Below are 20,346 nucleotides of genomic sequence, written 5' to 3'. Positions count from 1 at the left end.
CTCGATGGCCAGCGGCTACGCCGGCCTGGACAACGAACTGTTCTACCTGGACAAGACCATGATGGTGTTCGGCGACGCTAAAAAGGTCATCGAAGACATGGTTAAAGCCGTCGAGTAACCCTCTGCGGCACACGGAACGCCCCGACTCGTCGGGGCGTTTTTGTTTGCGCAAATCGTCGGACAAACTATCCTTTTGTTACCGATCCGGTAACGGTGTTTTGCTTGAAAGGCCCGGAATAGACGCCTTGATTGCGACCTTGGTAGCGGGACAGAAGCCGGCACAATTCACTAGACTGCACGTCCTGCTACCTGTTGCCCGAGATAACAATCCATGTACCGTGACCGTATTCGCCTGCCTTCGTTGTTGGACAAAGTGATGAGCGCTGCCGACGCTGCCGCTCTGATTGAGGACGGCATGACCGTCGGCATGAGTGGCTTTACTCGCGCAGGTGAAGCCAAGGCCGTCCCCCAGGCGCTGGCCGAGCGTGCCAAGGTCGCGCCGCTCAAGATCAGCCTGATGACCGGCGCAAGCCTGGGCAACGACCTCGACAAGCAGTTGACCGAAGCTGGCGTGCTGTCGCGACGCATGCCGTTTCAGGTCGACAGCACTCTGCGCAAGGCGATCAATGCCGGCGAAGTCATGTTCATCGACCAGCACTTGTCGGAAACCGTGGAGCAATTGCGCAACCAGCAATTGAAGCTGCCGGACATTGCCGTGATTGAAGCCGTGGCGATCACCGAGCACGGGCATATCGTGCCAACCACCTCGGTCGGCAACTCGGCCAGCTTCGCGATTTTCGCCAAGCACGTGATCGTCGAAATCAACATGGCGCACAACCCGAATCTCGAAGGTCTGCACGACATCTACATTCCGACCTACCGTCCGACCCGTACACCGATTCCGCTGGTCAAGGTCGACGATCGCATTGGCAGCACCGCCATCCCGATTCCACCGGAAAAAATCGTCGCCATCGTGGTCACCAACCAGGCTGACTCGTCCTCCACTGTGCTGGCGCCGGACGTCGAGACCCAAGCCATTGCCGACCACCTGATCGACTTCTTCAAACAGGAAGTGGCAGCCGGGCGCATGACCAACAAGCTCGGCCCGCTACAAGCCGGTATCGGCACCATCGCCAACTCGGTGATGTGTGGCCTGATCGACTCGCCGTTCGAAGACCTGACAATGTATTCCGAGGTGCTGCAGGACTCGACCTTCGACCTGATCGACGCGGGCAAGCTGAGTTTTGCCTCGGGCAGTTCGATCACCCTGTCGAGCCGGCGCAATGCCGACGTGTTCGGCAATCTGGAGCGCTACAAGGACAAACTGGTTCTGCGTCCGCAGGAGATCTCCAACCACCCTGAAGTCGTGCGCCGCCTTGGCATCATCGGCATCAACACGGCACTGGAGTTCGACATCTATGGCAACGTCAACTCCACTCACGTCTGCGGCACGCGGATGATGAACGGCATCGGCGGCTCGGGCGACTTCGCGCGCAACGCACACCTGTCCGTGTTCGTGACCAAGTCGATCGCCAAGGGCGGTGCGATCTCCAGCGTGGTGCCGATGGTCAGCCATGTTGACCACACCGAACATGACGTCGACATCCTCGTGACCGAAGTGGGCCTGGCAGACTTGCGAGGCCTGGCGCCTCGGGAGCGTGCCCGGGTCATCATCGACAAGTGCGTGCACCCGGATTACCGCCAGGCGCTGAATGATTACTTCACCACCGCGTGCGCCATCGGCGGGCACACCCCGCACATCCTGCGTGATGCCCTGAGCTGGCACATCAACCTGGAAGAAACCGGGCAAATGCTGAATAAGTAATTGGTACAGATAGCAGCTGACGCAAACACAGTTTCGTCAGCTTGCTCTTGTTGCTTCACATTATGGAAAAAACTGTACTACTGTACCGGTCATTTCCTAAGGAAAATTCCTACCTCGTCGAGTCAAAACAGCAATTTTGCACCTTAACAGTGCAGACAGGTACAGTTGCCTCAAATTCGACCAGTACACCCCCTATAAACAGTTAACTGAGCTCGCACAATACAGGTGAACTGTATCTACAGAGACTAGGCAAACGAGAGGATCATGGGCACCAGTTAAGCCACTACCTAATCCCGCCATAAGCGGAAGGATGAAAACCATGGAACGTACACTCAGTTCCGAACTGTTCTTCGAAGACACCGCTGCAAAAACCCAGGCTTCCCTGCCTCTGCGCGTTATCGCCAACTTGATGCTGTGGCAGCGCCGCATCACCAGCCGCCATCAACTGGCTCGTCTGGATTCGCGTCTGCTGGCTGATGCCGGGATTAGCGAAGCACAACGCTACGAAGAGCTGAGCAAGCCGTTCTGGCGCTAAGTTAGCGTCGCTGGCTCTGACCTGAAGGTCCACCGCCAGCAACCCGAATTGAAAAAACAAAACCCGTCGTGGGAAGCCACGACGGGTTTTGTCGTTTTGGCCTGTCAAATCCACTTTTACAGTAGGGAACCCTGAGCACCAGTACAGTTTGCAAAAACTACAAACTGGATGAGTACAATATCGTCGCAGTGTGTCTGCAATGGATATTCGACCGGTGTCAGCATGGAGCCTCCACTTATCAGGACAGGGAACGCGCCATGAGTTCTTTACAGGATGTTTCGACCCCATCAATTCGATCAAGACCTTTCTTGCACTGGGTCAGAGATCTGCTGACTGGATTCTTCGCTAGCCTGGAAAGGGCGAGAACACGACGTTTACTGGCTCAACTCGATGATCGTCAGCTATCGGATCTTGGCATCAGCCACGCTGAGCGCATCAATGAATTGGATAAACCGTTCTGGCGCTGACTGCCTGTTTGCATGACGGGCTGTTCGAACTGACACACTCAGGCCTAATATCAAGTCAGAACGTGGCGAGCGCCAAGCGCCTGGCGTCTGACTTTGCAGACACTGCGCCATTTTTCAACTGGTTTACCCAAAGGAGTTACCCATGTCCCGTCTCCGCCTGCTCAGCGCTGCAGCCCTGTTTGCCGTGGCAGCCAATGCCAGCGCAACCAGCTTCATCGTGACCACCGACGCTGTAGTTAACGCGCTCAAAGCCACATCCGATGCGACCTCCGACGTCATATCGTCGTCCTTCAAGGATGACAAGATCGTCCTCGCGGCCCGTGATGACGCTGCCAGCTTCGTCGCCAGCGAAGGTTCCATTCGCGGAGTGAAACTGGAAAGCGCCATCGACCACATTCACCGCCAGGCGCCACAGCTGAACGCAACCGACGCACAACTGGCGCAGGCGATCCTGACGATCTAAACGACTGCACAAGGCATGGGGCACGCCCGACGTGCCCCAATGTTTCGGCGCTGGCTCTAGAACGGGCCTTGCGCTAGCCTTGGGACTCACTCTCAACTGTCGAGTCTCATGCGTTTTCCTTCAAGTTTCTTGATCGCTCCAGCCTTTCTTACCCTTGGTTACTGCGGATCTGCCCACGCTTATGACGCCTTCAACCTGTCCACCCAAGGCATCGTCGCCAGCGTTTACGCCACAAGTTTGGTGACCTCCGCCCCCTTCGACCATAAACTGCTGCTCGCTGCCCATGATGACGCCGCGGCATTCATTGCCAGTGACGGCCAACTGAGAGGCGCACGACTGGAGTCGGCCTTGCGGTATCTGCGTCGAACCCAGGCAAAACTTCATGCCAACGACCTTGAACTGGCACAAGCAATTCTCGTCCAATAGTTATCCCTGTTTTTTCTGGAGTCATTCCATGCGTAACCCGCTGATTGCTGCCACCTTAGGTCTGCTGCTGTTGGCCGATGTGGCCCAGGCACATACTCTGGTTGCCACCAGTAATATTCTGATCCGTGCTACCCAGCGCACCCTCGATTTCACCTCCGACACCACCACGTCCATTCGCGATTCGAAAATCGTGCGCGAAGCCCAGGACGATGCCGCCAGTTTCGTTGCCAGCAATGGCGACATTCGTGGCGCTCACCTGGAATCCGCCTTCGATTTACTGCGTACCCGTGTGCCGGAAGCTCGTGACGCCAGTGACCAGGATCTCGCCGAAGCCATCCTCGCACTGTGAAGCGTCAAGGTGCCTGGCTGCTGGCCGGGGCCATGTTGCTGCTCGGCAACATGGCCCACGCTGGCCTTCAATTACAGCTCAAGACCGAAGGTCTGACTCCCGCGCAACAGCAAGCCAGCCAGGCGTTGCTCGATGAAGCCATGCAGGCACTGCCGCCACGCTTTATCGAGCAACTCGATCGACGCATCGACGTCGACTGGACGGATGACATGCCGGGCAACGCCTACGGTCAGGCGTCACTGGTGTCCGAACTCGATCTGAACCGCAACCTGCTGGCCAGCCTCACCGATGGCAGCGCCGCGACCAAGAAAACCCTTCGCCCCCATGGCACCGTGCGCCGGGAAATGCTGGCCACGGTGGTGCACGAGCTGACTCACATCTACGATCGCTCGCGCCTGTGGCCGGATGCCGAACGCAAGCTGATTCAGCGCTGCACCCAGCGCAACAACAGCTCAGGGCTGGTTGGCATTCCCGACCAATGCCGGGGCCAGTCCGATCGGCGTTTTACCCTCAGTGACGATCCGCGTCTGCTCGACCTCGCCGGCTGGCAGCAATACGTAGGCCGTCGCGGTGAACGCGAACAGCACAATCGCCAGATTGCCCGCAGCCCGGACATCTACGAGACCAGCAGTCCAAAGGAGTTCGTCGCGGTCAACATGGAGTATTTCCTCCTCGACCCGAGCTACGCCTGCCGCCGTCCCTCGCTGTATCGCTACTACCAGGAACATTTCGGCTGGGCGCCTGCCGCCAAAGACACCTGCAGCAAGACCTTCGCGTTCCTCAATGCCGGCAGCGACTTCGCCAAGACACCTTTGGGCCAGGTCGATCCGGAGCGAGTCTATGCCGTTGACTATCTGCTGGCCGAGGCCAACCAGAACCTGTTCAGCCGCTGGGGTCACAGCATGTTGCGCCTGGTGATCTGCGCGCCTGGCCGACCACGCGGACCGGATTGCCGATTGGATCTGGACCAGCATCTGGTGCTGTCTTACCGCGCCTTCGTCGGCGACGTGCAGCTGTCGAGCTGGGATGGCCTGGTCGGTAAATACCCGTCGCGACTGTTTATCCTGCCGCTATCCCAGGTCATCGACGAATACACCAAGACCGAATTGCGCAGCCTGGCCTCCGTGCCCCTGAACCTGTCGCGCAGAGAGATTGAAGACGTGGTCGGACGTGCCGCCGAGATGCACTGGAGCTACGACGGCAACTACTTCTTCCTGTCGAACAACTGCGCGGTAGAAGAGCTGAAGTTACTGCGTGGCGGCACCAATAACCCGCAATTGGTGGGACTCGACAACATCATGCCCAACGGTTTGCTCGAAGTGCTGAAGGGCCGCGGACTGGCGGACGCCAGTGTGCTGGACGACCCACGAGAAGCCTTGCGCCTGGGTTATCGTTTCGACTCCTTCCGCGAGCGTTATCAGGCGATGTTCGAGATCCTGAAAAAGCACTTGCCGATCAAACAGGAAACCGTCGAAGACTGGCTCGAATTGAAAGCGGCAGAGCGTCGGCAATGGTTCGAGCAGGCCGATTTGCGCACCAGCGCGGCATTGCTGCTATTGGAACAGGCCAGCTTCCGTCAGCAGTTGCTGCTGGCCCAGGATGAAGTGAAGCAGCGCTATCTGGGCGCCCGAGAACTAAAGAATGGCGGCATGGACAAGGCCAACGAGACGCTCAAGGACATTCTGGCCAACAGTGGCTTTCTCAGCCGGCCGGCAGAACTGCTGGGCACCAAGGGTTATGGCCTGCCGCAACCGAGCGAGTGGGAGCATCTGGAATCGGAAAGCAGCCAGCGCCAGAAGCAGCTCCTGGCGCTGTCCGGGGATCTGGACAAGGAAGTGAGGGCATTGCTTGAACCGGGCCGCGCCGCCGAAATGGCCGCCAACGAGGCCAACGTGAAGCAGATTGGTGAACACCTGCGCAAACTGCACAAGGCATCAGGCGGGATAGAGTTGCCTTGATACCGCAACCTGTGGGAACGAGCTCGCTCCCACAAGAATTACAGCGTTTAGCCACACATAGCAAAAAGGGCTTCAGAACTCAGTCCTGAAGCCCTTTTTGCTGTTCAGCCTGTGCCGCGCGGCTCTAATTCCACTGTCTCAGGCACTTTACACTCAGCTGACGCGGGCCTTACGCACGCCTTCGGCCAACGCTGAGCACAGGCTCAACACGCCATCCACGGCTTGTTCCGGGGAGGTGGCATTGGCGATGTGATCGATCAACGCCGAGCCCACCACAACACCGTCGGCCAGACGCGCGATGGACGCCGCCTGTTCCGGAGTCCGGATACCGAAACCGATGCTGATCGGCAGGTCGGTATGGCGACGCAGACGGGCGACCGCTTCCTCGACGTGTTCCAGCGTGGCAGCGCCGGCACCGGTCACACCGGCCACCGATACGTAGTAGACGAAGCCGGAGCTGCCGTTGAGAACGGTCGGCAGGCGCACATCGTCGGTGGTTGGCGTGGTCAGGCGAATGAAGTCCAGGCCCGCGGCCTGCGCCGGGTCGCACAGTTCGCCGTTATGCTCTGGCGGCAGGTCGACCACGATCAGGCCGTCAACGCCGGCTTCCTTGGCTTCGGCGATGAAGCGCGGTACGCCGTACATGTGGATCGGGTTGAAGTACCCCATCAGCACCAGCGGTGTTTCGTTGTTGTCCTGGCGGAACTCGCGAACCATTTGCAGAGTTTTCGCCAGATTCTGCTTGGCACCCAACGCACGGATGTTGGCGAGCTGGATTGCCGGGCCGTCAGCCATCGGATCGGTGAAGGGCATGCCCAGTTCGATCACATCGGCGCCAGCCGCCGGCAAGCCCTTGAGGATAGCCAGGGACGTGTCATAGCCCGGGTCGCCGGCTGTCACGAAGGTCACCAGAGCGGCACGGTTCTGTTCCTTGAGTTCGGCAAAACGCGTTTGCAGGCGGCTCATCAGTGTTTCTCCTGCTTAGATTGTTCCATGTGGTGCATCACGGTCTGCATGTCTTTATCGCCACGGCCGGACAGGTTGACCACCATCAGGTGATCCTTTGGCAGGGTCGGGGCGCGCTTGAATACTTCAGCCAGGGCATGGGCGCTTTCCAGGGCAGGGATGATCCCTTCCAGGCGGCAGCACTGGTGGAACGCAGCGAGGGCTTCGTCGTCGGTCACCGAGGTGTACTGAACTCGGCCGATGTCATGCAACCAGGCGTGTTCCGGGCCGATGCCCGGGTAGTCCAGGCCGGCGGAGATCGAGTGGGCATCGATGATCTGGCCATCGTCGTCCTGCAGCAGGAAAGTACGATTGCCGTGCAGGACGCCTGGAACGCCGCCATTGAGGCTGGCCGCATGCTTGCCGGTCTCGATGCCATAGCCGGCGGCTTCAACGCCGATGATTTCGACACTCTTGTCGTCGAGGAACGGGTGGAACAGGCCCATGGCGTTGGAACCACCGCCGATACACGCCACCAGGCTGTCCGGCAGGCGACCTTCCTGGGCTTGCAGCTGCTCGCGGGTTTCCTTGCCGATTACGGCCTGGAAGTCGCGAACCATCGCCGGGTAAGGGTGCGGACCAGCCACGGTACCGATCAGGTAGAAGGTGCTGTCGACGTTGGTCACCCAGTCACGCAGGGCTTCGTTCATCGCGTCTTTCAGCGTGCCGGTACCGGCTACCACCGGGATCACTTCGGCACCCAGCAGCTTCATGCGGAACACGTTGGCCTGCTGACGCTCGATGTCAGTGGTGCCCATGTAGATCACGCAATCCAGACCGAAACGCGCAGCAACAGTGGCCGTGGCCACACCGTGCATGCCGGCGCCGGTCTCGGCGATGATGCGCTTCTTGCCCATGCGTCGCGCCAACAGGATCTGGCCGATGCAGTTGTTGATCTTGTGCGCGCCGGTGTGGTTCAGCTCTTCACGCTTGAGGTAGATCTTCGCGCCGCCGCAGAACTCGGTCAGACGCTCGGCGAAGTACAGCGGGCTTGGACGTCCGACGTAGTCGCGCTGGAAGTAGGCCAGTTCTTCCTTGAATGCAGGATCTTCCTTGGCCAACTCATATTCGCGGGCCAGGTCGAGGATCAACGGCATCAGGGTTTCGGCAACGTAGCGGCCGCCGAACGCGCCAAACAGGCCGTTGGCATCAGGGCCGTTGCGCAGATTAGTCTGGGTCATGGGGCGCTCCAGTTGAATGCATGAAGTGATGCATAAAGAGATAGTGGGCTTCACTCTACCCCTGACGCCTCGGCCTGAAAACCGATAAGATCGCCACAACCTGTCAGGAAAACTCACAGATCAAATGAGCCATGACCTTCCTCCCCTGAACGCGCTTCGCGCCTTCGAAGCCACTGCCCGCTTGAACAGCGTCAGTCAGGCGGCCGAACAGCTGCACGTCACCCACGGCGCAGTCAGTCGGCAACTCAAGTTACTTGAAGAACACCTCGGCGTAAGCCTGTTCATCAAGGACGGTCGCGGCCTGAAACTCACAGATGCCGGGTTACGCCTGCGTGACGCCAGCAGCGAAGCCTTCGAGCGCCTGCGCGGCGTATGCGCCGAACTCACACAAAGCTCCGCCGATGCGCCATTCGTGCTCGGTTGCTCTGGAAGTCTGCTGGCGCGCTGGTTTATTCCAAGACTGGGGAGACTCAATGCCGACCTGCCGGACTTGCGCTTGCACCTGTCGGCCGGAGAAGGCGATCTGGATCCGCGAAGACCGGGGCTGGATGCCTTGCTCGTATTTGCCGAGCCACCCTGGCCGGCGGACATGCAGGTTTTTGAGCTGGCCAGCGAACGTATCGGCCCGGTCATGAGCCCGCGGTTCGCCGGCTATGAACGGCTCAAGCAGGCGCCGGAAACTGCCCTGCTGAACGAACCCTTGCTGCACACCACCTCACGCCCGCAAGCCTGGCCGAACTGGGCGCAACCACGCGGGCTCGACGCCAGGGCGCTGAAGTACGGTCAGGGATTTGAACATTTGTATTACTTGCTGGAAGCCGCCGTCGCAGGTCTGGGCGTGGCGATTGCCCCCGAACCCTTGGTGACGGAGGACTTGAAGGCCGGCCGCCTGGTTGCGCCTTGGGGCTTCAGTGAAACCCCGGCGCAACTGGCGTTGTGGCTACCCAAGCGCGCCGCGGACGGACGCGCCCGGCAACTGGCGCAGTGGCTCAAGAACGAGCTGCGTCGCGCGGATTAATCACGCTTGCACAACAGATAAGCGGCCAGCAAGCCTAATGCACCCACGGCGACACCAGCTGTTGTCCAAGGATGTTCCTGGGCGTAGTCCCGGGTGGCAATCCCGGTTTCACGGGTTTTGACCTTGACCTCTTCATAGGCATCGCCAAGCAAATGGCGCGAGTGCTTCAAGGCATTCTCGGCGTTGCTTTTCAGGGTCTTGAGGGTTTTACGCGACTCGTCCGAGGCGTCGTCCTTCAGGCTTTCCAAAGACTTGAGCAGACTCTCGATCTCGGCTTCCATGCTTTGCAATGAGGCTTTGCGTAACGAGGTGTTGGCCATGGTGGCTCTCCTGCATTGGTGATGAGTGGCGTGTGTTGGTTGGGACTTCATGGGTTCGAGAAAGTGCAGAAAATCTGAACCTCACCCTCAGAACGACCAACAGAAGAAATAGGAAAAATCACTGCTAGTCTGTAATTCACACGCCGAGGAGAACGCCATGTCTGACCATCACACCTACAAGAAAATCGAGCTGATCGGCTCGTCCACCAGCAGTATCGAAGATGCGATCAACAACGCGCTGGCCGAAGCCAGCAAAAGCATCAAATACATGGAATGGTTTGAAGTGACCGAGACCCGTGGGCACATAAGGGACGGCAAGGCTGCGCACTTTCAAGTGACCTTGAAAGTCGGGTTCCGGATTGCCAGCAGCTGACTTTGGGCTAGTCTTCTGAACTTGCACGCCGGTCGAATGCCATAGGGAATGGCAAAGCACTACATGAGTGCGTCCGGCTGACGGCTGGTTACCCCCTATGATCCGACCAGGGAATGCAACCGATGAAGAAGTTTATGTTGGCAGTAGGTTTGTTGAGCCTTGCGGGGAGCGCGTTGGCGGGCGGCAAGCCATGCGAAGAGCTGAAAGCCGAAATCGCAGCGAAACTTGATGCCAAGGGCGTTTCCGGTTACTCGCTGGAGATTGTCGACAAAGGTGCCGCTGCCGGCGGGAAAGTTGTTGGCAAATGCGAAGCGGGTGCCAAAGTGATCGTCTATAAAAAGTAGGCAGAATTCCGCCTGAAAAAAAGCCGACACCACGGTGTCGGCTTTTTTACGCCTGCCGTTTGAGCATCAACCCCGCATGACCTGCGCCAGCAGTTCGTAGGAATGCACGCGATCGGCATGTTCGTACAGGTCACAGGTGAAAATCAGCTCGTCAGCCTGGGTCTGTTCGATCAGGACCTCGAGTTTGGCGCGGATTTTCTGCGGGCTGCCGATCATCGCCAGGCCAAGGAAATCGTGCACGGCATCTCTCTCATGGGGCAGCCACAGGCCGTCCATGGTCTTCACTGGCGGACGCTGTACCAGGCTTTGGCCACGCATCAGGGCGAGAATCCGCTGGAACACCGAGGTCGCCAGGAAATCGGCCTGCTCGTCGGTATCGGCGGCCACCAATGGCACGCCGAGCATCACGTAGGGCTTGTCCAAAACGGCTGACGGCTTGAAGTGATTGCGGTAGACCCGAATCGCTTCATGCATGTAGCGCGGTGCGAAATGCGATGCGAAGGCGTAGGGCAAACCGCGCTCACCGGCCAGTTGCGCACTGAACAGGCTCGATCCCAACAACCAGACCGGCACATTGGTCCCGGTCCCCGGCATGGCGATGATGCGTTGGTCCGGGGTACGTGGCCCAAGGTAGCGCACCAGTTCCGCCACGTCTTCCGGGAAATCGTCGGCGCTTCCGGAGCGTTCGCGGCGCAGCGCACGTGCGGTCATCTGGTCGGAACCGGGGGCACGCCCCAGGCCCAGATCGATCCGGCCCGGATAAAGGCTTTCCAGGGTGCCGAACTGTTCGGCGATCACCAACGGTGCGTGGTTGGGCAACATTACCCCGCCCGAACCGACTCGAATGGTCGACGTGCCACCGGCCAGGTACCCAAGTAGCACCGAAGTCGCGGAACTGGCGATGCCATCCATGTTGTGGTGCTCAGCCACCCAGAAGCGGTTGTAACCGAACTTCTCGACATGCTGCGCCAGGTCCAGCGAGTTGCGCAGCGATTGGGCCGCGCTGCCGTTCTCGCGAACGGGCACCAGATCGAGGGTCGAGAACTTGATATCGGACAGTCGTTTCATAAACCTGCTTCTCCAATTGAGGGCGCAGGTTTGTTCTTGCGAACGCAAACCTGCCGAATCCAAAAGCGTATTCATGCAATGTGGGCATATACCCGAGTTTCAATAGCCCGGTAAAAAATCCCGCGAAAAAAGCAGACTGATCGGACGTGATGAACTTTGCGCCACTGTCTATCCTCACAACCCTGGCAAGTGAAAACCACGAAGGCGCGACGTTTCGCGCCAATCTTGAGGTGACAGGCATGGCTATCGTTAAGAAAGCATCGGCCCATTGGGAAGGTGATCTGAAAACCGGCATCGGCTCGATTTCCACAGAAACCGGCGTGCTCCGGGAAGCTCCCTATGGCTTCAAGGCGCGCTTCGAGGGCGGCCGGGGCACCAACCCGGAAGAGTTGATCGGCGCGGCCCACGCCGGCTGTTTCTCCATGGCGTTTTCCATGATTCTCGGTGATGCCGGCCTGAAGGCCGATAGCATCGACACCCAGGCAGAAGTCACTCTGGATCAAGTGGACGGCGGTTTTTCGATCACCGCAGTGAAATTGATTCTGAAAGCGAAAATCCCCGGGGCAACGCAGGCGCAGTTCGAAGAACTCAGCAACAAGGCCAAAGAGGGCTGCCCGGTATCCAAAGTGCTGAATGCGAAGATCAGCCTGGAGGCAACATTGATCGGCTAGATTTTATTTGAAACGAAAAGATCGCAGCCTTGCGCAACCTGCCGGGATCATTTGGCAAAAGGTGCTCAAGGCTGCGATCTTTTTTGCGTCGCGACAGACTCGCCCGCTAAAACTGTGGTCGAATAAATGACAGCAGCGAAAACCACGATTGTGCGTGCTGCCTCAAAGGAGCTTCAACCATGAAACGTTTTGCCTTGGCGGTTATCTGTTGCGCACTGGCCACTTCGGCCTTGGCGGCACCGAAACCCTGCGAAGAGCTCAAGGCCGAGATCGAAGCCAAGATCCAGGCCAGCGGCGTATCCTCCTACACGCTTGAAATCGTCACCAACGACGAGGTCCATGACCAGAACATGGTTGTGGGCTCGTGCGAAAACGGCACCAAGAAAATCATCTACCAGAAAAACGACCGCTGACCGCTCACATCAGGCAGTAGGATTCCCGGTCTTCAGCAACGATTTCGCGCTTGGCATTGTACAGCCGGGCACCGGGGGTAAAGGCGATGGAGCGGCCTTCGAGCACATAACGCTGACCGGCTTCGAAATGATCGTAATTGATGGTCAGGTAGCACAGCCGTTCCGAGGGGCCTCCCATCATCCCCAATCCGCCACCGGGTACTTCAAAGTCGAAACGCACGATCAGTTCATGGCTTCCCGGCGTGACCTCGAAAAAACGCCCGTCGCGCAGGCGTTGTTTATCCAGTCGTTCGGCCATCAACAACTTGTCGTTAGGGAAGGGCGTCGAGAATTCGACCCAGGCCATCTGTGGATTGGGTGTCGGCATCGGGCTTTGGCAGCCCGCGACAACACCGACGGCGAGTAACAGCATCAACCTGCGCATGATGGATGTCCCAAGGGATATGCATCCAGCATAACGCCGATCAGGTGTGTTGACAGCCTGCCGGTGTGCCTTGGCCAATCACTTTGCGCTGTTGATCGTAGAGTTTCGCCCAAGGCCGAAAACCGATGTTCCCCGCCTGTAGTTGATAACGCTCACCCGCGTTGAAGTCGCTGAATTTCACGCTCAACTGACAATCGCGCCACAACGGCTCGGCGTCCGGGCCGATATTGGTGGGCTGGACTGCGAATTGGTAGCGGACCGTCAACTCATGGCTACCGGGATGAACCTGGAAATAGCGTTTATCGTCAGTGATTTTGTCATCGACCTCCAGCGCCTGCAGCGCCGTATCTTCCTGCTTCGAATCAAGGTCGATCCAGGCTTGCGCAGGATCATGGCGGGGTATTCCGAAACCAGCACAGCCGGCCAGCATCAGCAGGCCTCCTGACAGTATCAACATGCGCATAGCGGAGCTCCAGTCTGGCGGGATAGTCTTGTGGAAAGACTCTCCAAGGAAGAATTATTGTGATCAGGCCGCTTCCTAGCCTTGGGTTACTTGATCGCGTTTTTCGCGTTTTGTTTCCGAGCCTGCTGTTTTTGTTGCTCAACGGCTGCACCAGCACCAGCTATTACAGCCAACTGGCCAGCGGCCAACTGCAGTTGCTGCGGGCGAGGGAGCCTGTTTCCAGCGTGATTGCCGACCCGGCGCGCGATCAAAAACTGCGTACACACCTGGAGCAATCGCAAAAGGCCCGAACCTTCGCCAGCCAGCAATTGCACCTGCCGGACAACCAGAGCTACCGCCTGTACGCGGACATTGGGCGCCCCTTCGTCGTCTGGAATGTCTTCGCCACACCGGAATTTTCCCTCAAGCCCGTAAACCACTGCTTCCCCATCGCCGGTTGTGTTGCTTATCGCGGTTACTACAGCCAGAGCGCAGCCCGCGGCGAAGCGGCCTTGCAACGCTTGCAAGGCATGGACGTGTCGATTGGCGGCGTCGAGGCCTATTCGACACTTGGCTGGTTCAACGACCCGATCATCAGTTCGATGATGGGCTGGGGGGATGAGCGACTGGCCACGCTGATCTTTCACGAGCTCGCCCATCAGCGTTTCTATGTGAAGGACGACACGGAGTTCAACGAATCCTTCGCCACCTTCGTCGAGCAGGAAGGTACTCGCCAATGGCGCGCCTACCGCCACATGCCACCGGATAACAATGCGCAGGCACGTCAGCGCGACCAGTTCACTGAGCTGGTACTCAAGACCCGCACCCGACTGGAAAAGCTCTACACCTTGCCGTTGCCAACCGAACAGATGCGCCAGCGCAAGGCGGCCGAGTTCGAACGCTTGCGCAGCGAATACCGGCAGTTGCGTGACAGTCAGTGGGCCGCAGACAAACGCTACGACGCGTGGATTCATGCCCCCATGAACAACGCCCGGTTATTGCCGTTTGGTTTGTACGACCAATGGGTGCCGGCTTTTGCCGCGCTGTTCCATCAGGAGGGTGGCGACTGGCTCAGATTTTACACCGCCGTGGAAAAGCTCGGCGCCTTGCCGACGGGCGAGCGCAAGGCCGCGCTGAAAGTGTTGGCTGGCGGGGCCGATCAACCAAAGAACCAGTAGCAAACCCCGATAGCACCCAGCACCCCGGCAAGCTCTGCCAGCAATGCGCAGCCAACCGCATGGCGTGCGCGCTGGATGCCCACGGCACCGAAGTACACCGCCAGCACATAGAACGTCGTTTCGGTACTGCCCTGGATTGTTGCTGCCACCAGCGCCGGGAAGCTGTCCACGCCCGAGGTCTTCATGGTTTCAATCAGCATCGCCCGGGCGGCGCTTCCCGAGAAGGGTTTGACCATCGCCGTCGGCAGCGCATCGACGAAACGCGTGTCCCAACCGGCCCATTCCACCAGATGACGGATCCCGTCCAGACCGAAGTCCAGTGCCCCGGATGCCCGCAGGACACCCACCGCGCAGAGCATCGCCACCAGGTAGGGCAGCAAGTTCTTGGCGACATCGAAACCCTCTTTGGCACCTTCAACGAAGGCCTCGTAGACCTTCACTTGGCGCAGCGCGCCGATCACTAAAAACAGCATGATCAGGCCAAACAGCGTCAAGTTGCCGAGGATCGATGACAGGCCGGCCAGAGCGGTCGCCGAAAGGGTCGCCAGCAACGCCATGAAGCCACCGAGGGCGAGGGCGCCGGGGATCAGGTAGGCCAGCACCACGGGGTCCCAGACGCGCAGGCGCTGCATGAACGCCACCGACAGGAATCCGACAATGGTCGAGCAACTGGTCGCCAGCAGGATCGGCAGGAACACCAGCGTCGGGTCCGGCGCACCTTGCTGGGCGCGATACATGAAGATGGTCACCGGCAGCAGGGTCAGCGAGGAGGCGTTGAGCACCAGGAACAGGATCTGTGCATTGCTGGCGACGGTAGCGCTGGGATTGAGCTCCTGCAGTGCCTTCATGGCCTTGAGGCCGATCGGTGTGGCGGCGTTGTCCAGGCCCAGGCCGTTGGCCGCGAAGTTAAGGGTGATCAGGCCGATGGCTGGATGACCCGGCGGGACTTCAGGCATCAGGCGCAAAAACAGTGGCCCCAGGGCCCTTGCCAGCCATTCGACGATCCCGGCTTTCTCGGCAATGCGCAGAAAACCCAGCCAGAGGGTCAGGGTGCCGAACAGCAGCACCATGACTTCGACCGACAGCTTGGCCATGGCAAAAATGCTTTCCACCATCGCCGCGAATATCCCGGCGTTGCCCCCGATCAGCCACTGGGCCAGCGCCGATACAGCTGCCACGATGAAGAAGCCAAGCCACAGGCCATTGAGCATCAGTCAAATCCCCCCAAAAGATCCGCGAATGATAGCGGGGTAGCCAGAAACGACAAACCCCGGATTTCTCCGGGGTTTGTTGTAGGAGCGAGCTTGCTCGCGATGGACGTCAATGATGATGCGGGCATTCTGGATAAGCCCGGTGCTCCTGCCACCATCGCGAGCAAGCTCGCTCCCACAGGTTTTGCATCAATTGCTGGAGGTTTCACCCGCCGGCAGTTTTTCCTTGCTGCGCCAGTGCGGCAGGGAGTTCCAGTAGCGCTGGCCCTTGGCGTCGTCGTACATGCCTTCCCAACGAGCGATAACCAGAACGGCCAGGGCGTTGCCGATCACGTTCAGTGCGGTACGAGCCATGTCCATGACGCGGTCGACACCAGCGATGAACGCCAGGCCTTCCAGTGGAATACCGACGCTGCCCAGGGTGGCCAGAAGTACCACGAAGGACACGCCCGGTACGCCGGCGATGCCTTTGGAGGTGACCATCAACGTCAGTACCAGCAGCAGTTGCTGGCTGATCGACAGGTCGATGCCATACAGCTGGGCAATGAAGATCGCCGCGATGCTTTGGTACAGGGTCGAACCGTCGAGGTTGAACGAGTAACCGGTCGGCACCACGAAACTGCAAATGGCTTTCGGCGCGCCGTAGGCTTCCATCTTCTCAATCACGCGCGGCAGCACGGTTTCGGAGCTCGCGGTGGAGTAGGCCAGTACCAGCTCATCCTTGAAGATGCGCATCAGCTTGATCACCGAGAAGCCGAACAGGCGAGCGATCAGGCCCAGGATCACGAAAGCGAAGAAGGCGATGGCGACGTAAACCAGGATCACCAGTTTGGCCAGCGGTATCAGCGACGCGAAGCCGAAGTTGGCAACGGTCACCGCAATCAGTGCGAACACGCCGATCGGGGCGTAGTTCATGATCATGTGAGTGACCTTGAACATGCTTTCCGATACGCCCTGGAACATCTTCACCAGCGGCTCGCGAAGGTCCGCCTGCAGGCTCGACAAACCGAGACCGAACAATACAGAGAAGAAGATGATCGGCAGCATTTCGCCGCGAACCATGGCCGCAAAGATGTTCGACGGGATCAGGTTGAGGATGGTTTCGATGAACGCATGTTCATGCTGAACCTCGGCCGCCGTGGCCTGGTACTTGGAAATGTCCACAGTGCCCAGGGTGCTCATGTCGATGCCGGCACCCGGATGGAACAGGTTGGCCAGCAGCAGACCGACCACGATGGCGATGGTGGTGACGATTTCGAAGTAGATGATGGTCTTGAAGCCGATGCGCCCCAGCTTCTTGGCGTCACCGACGCCGGCAATGCCGACGATCAAAGAGGAAATGACGATCGGGATCACGATCATCTTGATCAGACGGATAAAGATATCGCCTGCCGGTTGCAGGACGTTGCTGATCCACCAGGCTTTTTCGGCACTGAAATGGTTGAGCAGCGCACCGATTGCAATCCCCAATACCAGACCGATGAGGATCTGCCAGGCGAGGCTAAGCTTTGCCTTCTTCATATCTTTACCCTTACTTGTTGTTTGACTCAGGGAGATGCGCGAACTGGAACGCTTGTGGCGAAAAAGTCCAGTGCATCTGCCCCCCGTATAAGGTGCCCCGGAGCGCGTGTTTACGGCTCTCTGGCAGGCGAAAAAAGGCGCAACTATTCCGATGCAAGGAAGCGCCGTCTAATGCCGTAAACGCCTACCCTATGCCGAATCGGCATGAGGTTTTTTTACCGAAACGCGCGTCCCAACCGGTTCGAATACGACATTTCGGCAGGCATAAGTGCCGTGAACCGGCCATCACAGAGCAGATTGAGTATTTTTCGAGCAGTGGCCGAGCGTTGATTTTTCAGCAAAATCGCGCAGGACGAAGGGAAAAATCGCGGCCAAAGAAAGGTGATTTTTCTCGATATACGGTCGCAGATGAAACACCGGGAAAAGTATTTTCCGACGTAACACGGACAAGGACGGGATAACACTGATGAAATCGAGACGAGCGCTCTATTTCAATGTGTTGCTTGATCAAGCCCTTGGCAAGTCCGTCGAGCCTTGGCGGTCCGACGAACTTGCGCAGCAGCTTTTCCTGACCCGGCCCTTGCGCAGGTACTCCCTGTACCCGTAGGTCACTCCGCCCCTGAAACAGGCAGAACGTCCCGACCCCTTGGTCATGCGCCGGCCTTCCTCAGGTGGCGCAGGTAGAAAGAGGCGCTGGCCTCCTTCGTGTACAAATTCTGTTCTATCAGCAGGCCCTGAATGGGCCTCAGGCATGTCGGGAAAACGCCAGCCCGCATGCCATGGCACTACCGCCCAACAGCAGGGCGGCTGCCAGTGTCTTGAACAACGCTCTCATATCAGCCTCGACCGCGACGGCCAAAGAAGAAGGAGGCAATGAACATCACCAGGAACACGACAAACAGAATCTTGGCGATACCCGTGGCGGTGCCCGCGATACCACCGAAGCCCAGTACCGCGGCGATGATGGCAATGATCAGGAATGTGATTGCCCAGCTCAACATGGTGATTCTCCTTACGCTTGTGTTTAGAGGTGCTGCGTTTTCCCGGCGCATGGGGTGCGTCGGAAGTTTTGCCTAGAACACCCAACGCTCTTGATGACGTATCTCACCCACAGGCCCGGCCTGGTCGACATCCATCATGCGCATCGGTGGGCTATCGGCCTGACTGCTGCTGACAGCGCTGAAATGGGTTTGGACCGGATGCGGAATCGACAGGAATGGCACTTCCGGCTGCCGGCTCTGCTCCCAGCGCAGAAACTGCTGGCCGCCGATCAGGGTGATCAACAGCGCCAGAACCGCAAACAGTCCTTGCTGGATATACACAGGCGAGAGGTGCAGGTTGGCGACACGTTGACGGTTCATCCTGGATCTCCTGCCACTGGGGGCGGTATTCGATAGCGGGCGCTTGTTTTTGAATGCCTTGGTTAACCAGAAGATTGCAGAGCGCATGCCAGCTTTGATTAGAACTAATTTCCTTTAATATCAATATGTTATTAACTACAAAGAAACCACTTCGCGCGCATCCTGCACGATGTCCCTTGTGCAATCGTGCGTATTGCACGACTGGTTTGAGGGAAGGCGTAAATTTTTTGAATTGAGAGGAGGGTGCGCAGGTCAGAAATTCACGCTGGCCGCTGTCAGAAACCGGGTATCTATTAAAGGACCCGCAAAATCAGGTGGCTAACCAATGCATTGGATGAGAGCTACCCTGCCATGACAGGAATGGCTCAGAATCAATCATGCAACTTGCCCGATTTCTCCGGGACTAAATTAAGATCATTCATTAAGGAGCGTAGGAAAATGGAATCCGCCACTGAGCATCAAGGCCGCATTCTGCTGGTGGATGACGAATCCGCCATCCTGCGTACTTTCCGTTATTGCCTTGAAGACGAAGGCTACAGCGTGGCCACCGCCACCAGCGCCGCGCAGGCAGAAGCCCTGTTGCAACGACAGGTCTTCGACCTGTGCTTCCTCGACTTGCGCCTGGGTGAAGACAACGGCCTCGATGTGCTGGCCCAGATGCGTATCCAGGCGCCCTGGATGCGGGTGGTGATCGTCACTGCGCACTCTGCCGTCGACACGGCGGTGGATGCGATTCAGGCTGGCGCCGCCGACTATCTGGTCAAACCGTGCAGCCCTGATCAATTGCGGCTGGCAACCGCCAAGCAACTGGAAGTGCGGCAATTGTCGGCGCGACTGGAAGCCCTGGAAGGCGAGGTACGCAAGCCCATGGATGGTCTGGACTCCCACAGCCCGGCCATGAAAGTGGTACTCGAAACCGCCCGCCAGGTTGCCACGACCGATGCCAATATCCTGATTCTGGGTGAATCCGGTACCGGCAAGGGCGAACTGTCCCAAGCCATTCACGGCTGGAGCAAACGCGCGAAGAAATCCTGCGTCACGATCAACTGCCCGTCGCTGACCGCCGAGCTCATGGAAAGCGAACTCTTCGGCCACAGCCGCGGCGCCTTCACCGGCGCCAGCGAAAGCACCTTGGGCCGAGTCAACCAAGCTGACGGCGGAACGCTGTTTCTCGACGAGATCGGCGACTTTCCCCTGACATTGCAGCCGAAGTTGCTGCGTTTTATTCAGGACAAGGAATATGAGCGCGTCGGTGATCCGGTGACCCGCCGTGCCGATGTGCGCATCCTTGCGGCCACCAACCTCAACCTTGAGGACATGGTGCGCGACGGTCGTTTCCGTGAAGACCTGCTCTATCGCCTGAATGTCATTACCTTGCACCTGCCACCGCTACGCGAACGCCGCGAAGATATTCTCAACCTGGCCGACCGTTTCCTGGCACGCTTCGTCAAGGAGTACGCCCGTCCCGCGCGCGTCTTCAGCGACGAGGCCCGGGAAGCACTGCTGGGCTATCGCTGGCCGGGCAACATCCGTGAACTGCGCAACGTGATCGAACGGGCGAGCATCATCTGTCCGCAGGAACGGGTCGAGATCAGTCATCTGGGCATGGCTGAAACCCCGGTCAACAATGCACCGCGCATCGGCGCGGCACTGAGCCTGGATGAGCTGGAGAAGGCCCACATCGGCGCGGTCCTCGCCACCGCCGATACCCTGGATCAAGCGGCGAAAACCCTGGGCATCGATGCCTCGACGCTGTACCGCAAACGCAAGCAGTACAACTTGTGAGCAATCGC

General features: G+C 58.6%; 25 protein-coding genes. 15 read left to right on the top strand and 10 right to left on the bottom strand.

All coding sequences use genetic code 11. The features are described from left to right. From KGB29_RS27815 to KGB29_RS27780, 8 genes are all read left to right on the top strand, one after another. Positions 1–118, top strand: a 118-nt coding sequence (locus KGB29_RS27815; protein WP_141201491.1) for an NAD(P)(+) transhydrogenase (Re/Si-specific) subunit beta, incomplete at its 5' end; no start/stop codon positions are given. A gap of 213 nt (positions 119–331) precedes the next feature. Continuing rightward, complete coding sequence (locus tag KGB29_RS27810; protein WP_154860821.1) at positions 332–1,825, top strand: acetyl-CoA hydrolase/transferase family protein; 1,494 nt, start codon at positions 332–334, stop codon at positions 1,823–1,825. A 319-nt stretch (positions 1,826–2,144) separates the two neighbouring features. Then, positions 2,145–2,360: a DUF1127 domain-containing protein gene (locus KGB29_RS27805; protein ID WP_008018491.1), complete on the top strand. Its 216-nt coding sequence runs from the start codon at positions 2,145–2,147 to the stop codon at positions 2,358–2,360. Positions 2,361–2,617: 257 nt separating this feature from the next. Continuing rightward, positions 2,618–2,827, top strand: coding sequence for a DUF1127 domain-containing protein (locus KGB29_RS27800; protein WP_150812630.1), 210 nt, complete (start codon positions 2,618–2,620; stop codon positions 2,825–2,827). A 142-nt stretch (positions 2,828–2,969) separates the two neighbouring features. Then, a complete protein-coding gene (locus KGB29_RS27795; protein WP_057712572.1) occupies positions 2,970–3,290 on the top strand; it encodes a DUF2388 domain-containing protein in 321 nt (106 codons plus the stop codon). Positions 3,291–3,398: 108 nt separating this feature from the next. Beyond that, on the top strand, positions 3,399–3,716 hold the full coding sequence (locus KGB29_RS27790; protein WP_154909701.1) for a DUF2388 domain-containing protein: 318 nt from the start codon (positions 3,399–3,401) through the stop codon (positions 3,714–3,716). 28 nt (positions 3,717–3,744) lie between these two features. Further along, the gene (locus tag KGB29_RS27785) at positions 3,745–4,065 is read left to right on the top strand and encodes a DUF2388 domain-containing protein (RefSeq protein WP_057712574.1); all 321 of its coding nucleotides are present in this window, start codon (positions 3,745–3,747) and stop codon (positions 4,063–4,065) included. A gap of 32 nt (positions 4,066–4,097) precedes the next feature. Then, complete coding sequence (locus KGB29_RS27780) at positions 4,098–6,023, top strand: DUF4105 domain-containing protein (protein ID WP_263286688.1); 1,926 nt, start codon at positions 4,098–4,100, stop codon at positions 6,021–6,023. Between the two features lie 153 nt (positions 6,024–6,176). On the opposite strand, the gene trpA is transcribed toward KGB29_RS27780, so the two are convergent. Next, a complete protein-coding gene (trpA, locus tag KGB29_RS27775; protein ID WP_015092933.1) occupies positions 6,177–6,989 on the bottom strand; it encodes a tryptophan synthase subunit alpha in 813 nt (270 codons plus the stop codon). Further along, entirely contained in the window at positions 6,989–8,209 is a 1,221-nt protein-coding gene (gene trpB / locus KGB29_RS27770; RefSeq protein ID WP_008002146.1) for a tryptophan synthase subunit beta, read from the bottom strand. Before trpB ends, trpA begins: the two co-directional genes overlap by 1 nt. A 124-nt stretch (positions 8,210–8,333) precedes the next feature. Between trpB and KGB29_RS27765 the strand changes: the two genes are divergently transcribed. Next, entirely contained in the window at positions 8,334–9,227 is an 894-nt protein-coding gene (locus KGB29_RS27765) for a LysR family transcriptional regulator (RefSeq protein WP_154909705.1), read from the top strand. On the opposite strand, the gene KGB29_RS27760 is transcribed toward KGB29_RS27765, so the two are convergent. Continuing rightward, positions 9,224–9,547, bottom strand: a complete 324-nt coding sequence (locus KGB29_RS27760; protein WP_057712578.1) for a YqjD family protein — start codon at positions 9,545–9,547, stop codon at positions 9,224–9,226. The two genes, KGB29_RS27765 and KGB29_RS27760, sit on opposite strands and share 4 nt — an antisense overlap. A gap of 157 nt (positions 9,548–9,704) precedes the next feature. Between KGB29_RS27760 and KGB29_RS27755 the strand changes: the two genes are divergently transcribed. Together KGB29_RS27755 and KGB29_RS27750 are read left to right on the top strand one after the other, a co-directional pair. Beyond that, on the top strand, positions 9,705–9,920 hold the full coding sequence (locus KGB29_RS27755; RefSeq protein ID WP_057712579.1) for a dodecin: 216 nt from the start codon (positions 9,705–9,707) through the stop codon (positions 9,918–9,920). 122 nt (positions 9,921–10,042) lie between these two features. Then, complete coding sequence (locus KGB29_RS27750; protein ID WP_008045869.1) at positions 10,043–10,264, top strand: DUF1161 domain-containing protein; 222 nt, start codon at positions 10,043–10,045, stop codon at positions 10,262–10,264. 66 nt (positions 10,265–10,330) lie between these two features. On the opposite strand, the gene KGB29_RS27745 is transcribed toward KGB29_RS27750, so the two are convergent. Next, on the bottom strand, positions 10,331–11,332 hold the full coding sequence (locus KGB29_RS27745) for an LLM class flavin-dependent oxidoreductase (protein ID WP_154909707.1): 1,002 nt from the start codon (positions 11,330–11,332) through the stop codon (positions 10,331–10,333). 239 nt (positions 11,333–11,571) lie between these two features. On the opposite strand from KGB29_RS27745, the gene KGB29_RS27740 reads away from it, so the two are divergent. Both KGB29_RS27740 and KGB29_RS27735 read left to right on the top strand, forming a co-directional pair. After that, positions 11,572–12,003: an OsmC family protein gene (locus KGB29_RS27740; protein WP_154909709.1), complete on the top strand. Its 432-nt coding sequence runs from the start codon at positions 11,572–11,574 to the stop codon at positions 12,001–12,003. A gap of 179 nt (positions 12,004–12,182) precedes the next feature. Beyond that, positions 12,183–12,416: a DUF1161 domain-containing protein gene (locus KGB29_RS27735; RefSeq protein ID WP_057712581.1), complete on the top strand. Its 234-nt coding sequence runs from the start codon at positions 12,183–12,185 to the stop codon at positions 12,414–12,416. A 4-nt stretch (positions 12,417–12,420) separates the two neighbouring features. Here KGB29_RS27735 and KGB29_RS27730 read toward each other — a convergent pair whose 3' ends face one another. After that, entirely contained in the window at positions 12,421–12,840 is a 420-nt protein-coding gene (locus KGB29_RS27730) for a hypothetical protein (RefSeq protein ID WP_057712582.1), read from the bottom strand. A 40-nt stretch (positions 12,841–12,880) separates the two neighbouring features. Then, positions 12,881–13,303, bottom strand: coding sequence for a hypothetical protein (locus KGB29_RS27725; protein WP_090452343.1), 423 nt, complete (start codon positions 13,301–13,303; stop codon positions 12,881–12,883). Between the two features lie 59 nt (positions 13,304–13,362). Here KGB29_RS27725 and KGB29_RS27720 point away from each other — a divergent pair, with 59 nt between their 5' ends. Continuing rightward, complete coding sequence (locus tag KGB29_RS27720; protein WP_150812636.1) at positions 13,363–14,460, top strand: aminopeptidase; 1,098 nt, start codon at positions 13,363–13,365, stop codon at positions 14,458–14,460. Here the strand turns inward: KGB29_RS27720 and KGB29_RS27715 are convergent. The 4 genes from KGB29_RS27715 to KGB29_RS27700 all read right to left on the bottom strand — a co-directional run bounded on the left by KGB29_RS27715 (position 14,442) and on the right by KGB29_RS27700 (position 18,553). Then, positions 14,442–15,671, bottom strand: coding sequence for a nucleoside recognition domain-containing protein (locus KGB29_RS27715; protein ID WP_057712585.1), 1,230 nt, complete (start codon positions 15,669–15,671; stop codon positions 14,442–14,444). The two genes, KGB29_RS27720 and KGB29_RS27715, sit on opposite strands and share 19 nt — an antisense overlap. Before the next feature lie 189 nt (positions 15,672–15,860). Continuing rightward, positions 15,861–17,192: a glutamate/aspartate:proton symporter GltP gene (gene gltP, locus KGB29_RS27710; RefSeq protein ID WP_057712586.1), complete on the bottom strand. Its 1,332-nt coding sequence runs from the start codon at positions 17,190–17,192 to the stop codon at positions 15,861–15,863. 836 nt (positions 17,193–18,028) lie between these two features. After that, positions 18,029–18,193 (bottom strand): DUF1328 domain-containing protein, encoded by a 165-nt coding sequence (locus tag KGB29_RS27705; RefSeq protein ID WP_003177151.1) that lies wholly within the window; start codon positions 18,191–18,193, stop codon positions 18,029–18,031. Positions 18,194–18,265: 72 nt separating this feature from the next. Next, complete coding sequence (locus tag KGB29_RS27700; protein WP_102669537.1) at positions 18,266–18,553, bottom strand: hypothetical protein; 288 nt, start codon at positions 18,551–18,553, stop codon at positions 18,266–18,268. Positions 18,554–18,991: 438 nt separating this feature from the next. Between KGB29_RS27700 and algB the strand changes: the two genes are divergently transcribed. Further along, positions 18,992–20,338 carry a sigma-54-dependent response regulator transcription factor AlgB gene (algB, locus tag KGB29_RS27695; protein WP_057712588.1) on the top strand — a complete coding sequence of 449 codons (1,347 nt, stop codon included), beginning with the start codon at positions 18,992–18,994 and terminating at the stop codon, positions 20,336–20,338. The last annotated feature ends 8 nt before the right edge of the window (positions 20,339–20,346 follow it).

It is taken from the genome of Pseudomonas sp. BF-B-30, assembly GCF_019956305.1.
Lineage (GTDB): Bacteria > Pseudomonadota > Gammaproteobacteria > Pseudomonadales > Pseudomonadaceae > Aquipseudomonas > Aquipseudomonas jessenii.
The sequence above is the reverse complement of the archived record's forward strand: the minus strand, read 5'-3'. Positions and strand labels throughout refer to the sequence as shown.

Excerpts from the sequence above, each read along its gene's own strand:
- KGB29_RS27810 (WP_154860821.1), top strand. The coding sequence starts at position 332 with ATGTACCGTGACCGTATTCGCCTGCCTTCGTTGTTGGACAAAGTGATG.
- KGB29_RS27805 (WP_008018491.1), top strand. The coding sequence starts at position 2,145 with ATGGAACGTACACTCAGTTCCGAACTGTTCTTCGAAGACACCGCTGCA.
- KGB29_RS27800 (WP_150812630.1), top strand. The coding sequence starts at position 2,618 with ATGAGTTCTTTACAGGATGTTTCGACCCCATCAATTCGATCAAGACCT.
- KGB29_RS27795 (WP_057712572.1), top strand. The coding sequence starts at position 2,970 with ATGTCCCGTCTCCGCCTGCTCAGCGCTGCAGCCCTGTTTGCCGTGGCA.
- KGB29_RS27790 (WP_154909701.1), top strand. The coding sequence starts at position 3,399 with ATGCGTTTTCCTTCAAGTTTCTTGATCGCTCCAGCCTTTCTTACCCTT.
- KGB29_RS27785 (WP_057712574.1), top strand. The coding sequence starts at position 3,745 with ATGCGTAACCCGCTGATTGCTGCCACCTTAGGTCTGCTGCTGTTGGCC.
- KGB29_RS27780 (WP_263286688.1), top strand. The coding sequence starts at position 4,098 with ATGTTGCTGCTCGGCAACATGGCCCACGCTGGCCTTCAATTACAGCTC.
- trpA (WP_015092933.1), bottom strand. The coding sequence starts at position 6,989 with ATGAGCCGCCTGCAAACGCGTTTTGCCGAACTCAAGGAACAGAACCGT.
- trpB (WP_008002146.1), bottom strand. The coding sequence starts at position 8,209 with ATGACCCAGACTAATCTGCGCAACGGCCCTGATGCCAACGGCCTGTTT.
- KGB29_RS27765 (WP_154909705.1), top strand. The coding sequence starts at position 8,334 with ATGAGCCATGACCTTCCTCCCCTGAACGCGCTTCGCGCCTTCGAAGCC.
- KGB29_RS27760 (WP_057712578.1), bottom strand. The coding sequence starts at position 9,547 with ATGGCCAACACCTCGTTACGCAAAGCCTCATTGCAAAGCATGGAAGCC.
- KGB29_RS27755 (WP_057712579.1), top strand. The coding sequence starts at position 9,705 with ATGTCTGACCATCACACCTACAAGAAAATCGAGCTGATCGGCTCGTCC.
- KGB29_RS27750 (WP_008045869.1), top strand. The coding sequence starts at position 10,043 with ATGAAGAAGTTTATGTTGGCAGTAGGTTTGTTGAGCCTTGCGGGGAGC.
- KGB29_RS27745 (WP_154909707.1), bottom strand. The coding sequence starts at position 11,332 with ATGAAACGACTGTCCGATATCAAGTTCTCGACCCTCGATCTGGTGCCC.
- KGB29_RS27740 (WP_154909709.1), top strand. The coding sequence starts at position 11,572 with ATGGCTATCGTTAAGAAAGCATCGGCCCATTGGGAAGGTGATCTGAAA.
- KGB29_RS27735 (WP_057712581.1), top strand. The coding sequence starts at position 12,183 with ATGAAACGTTTTGCCTTGGCGGTTATCTGTTGCGCACTGGCCACTTCG.
- KGB29_RS27730 (WP_057712582.1), bottom strand. The coding sequence starts at position 12,840 with ATGCGCAGGTTGATGCTGTTACTCGCCGTCGGTGTTGTCGCGGGCTGC.
- KGB29_RS27725 (WP_090452343.1), bottom strand. The coding sequence starts at position 13,303 with ATGCGCATGTTGATACTGTCAGGAGGCCTGCTGATGCTGGCCGGCTGT.
- KGB29_RS27715 (WP_057712585.1), bottom strand. The coding sequence starts at position 15,671 with ATGCTCAATGGCCTGTGGCTTGGCTTCTTCATCGTGGCAGCTGTATCG.
- gltP (WP_057712586.1), bottom strand. The coding sequence starts at position 17,192 with ATGAAGAAGGCAAAGCTTAGCCTCGCCTGGCAGATCCTCATCGGTCTG.
- KGB29_RS27705 (WP_003177151.1), bottom strand. The coding sequence starts at position 18,193 with ATGTTGAGCTGGGCAATCACATTCCTGATCATTGCCATCATCGCCGCG.
- KGB29_RS27700 (WP_102669537.1), bottom strand. The coding sequence starts at position 18,553 with ATGAACCGTCAACGTGTCGCCAACCTGCACCTCTCGCCTGTGTATATC.
- algB (WP_057712588.1), top strand. The coding sequence starts at position 18,992 with ATGGAATCCGCCACTGAGCATCAAGGCCGCATTCTGCTGGTGGATGAC.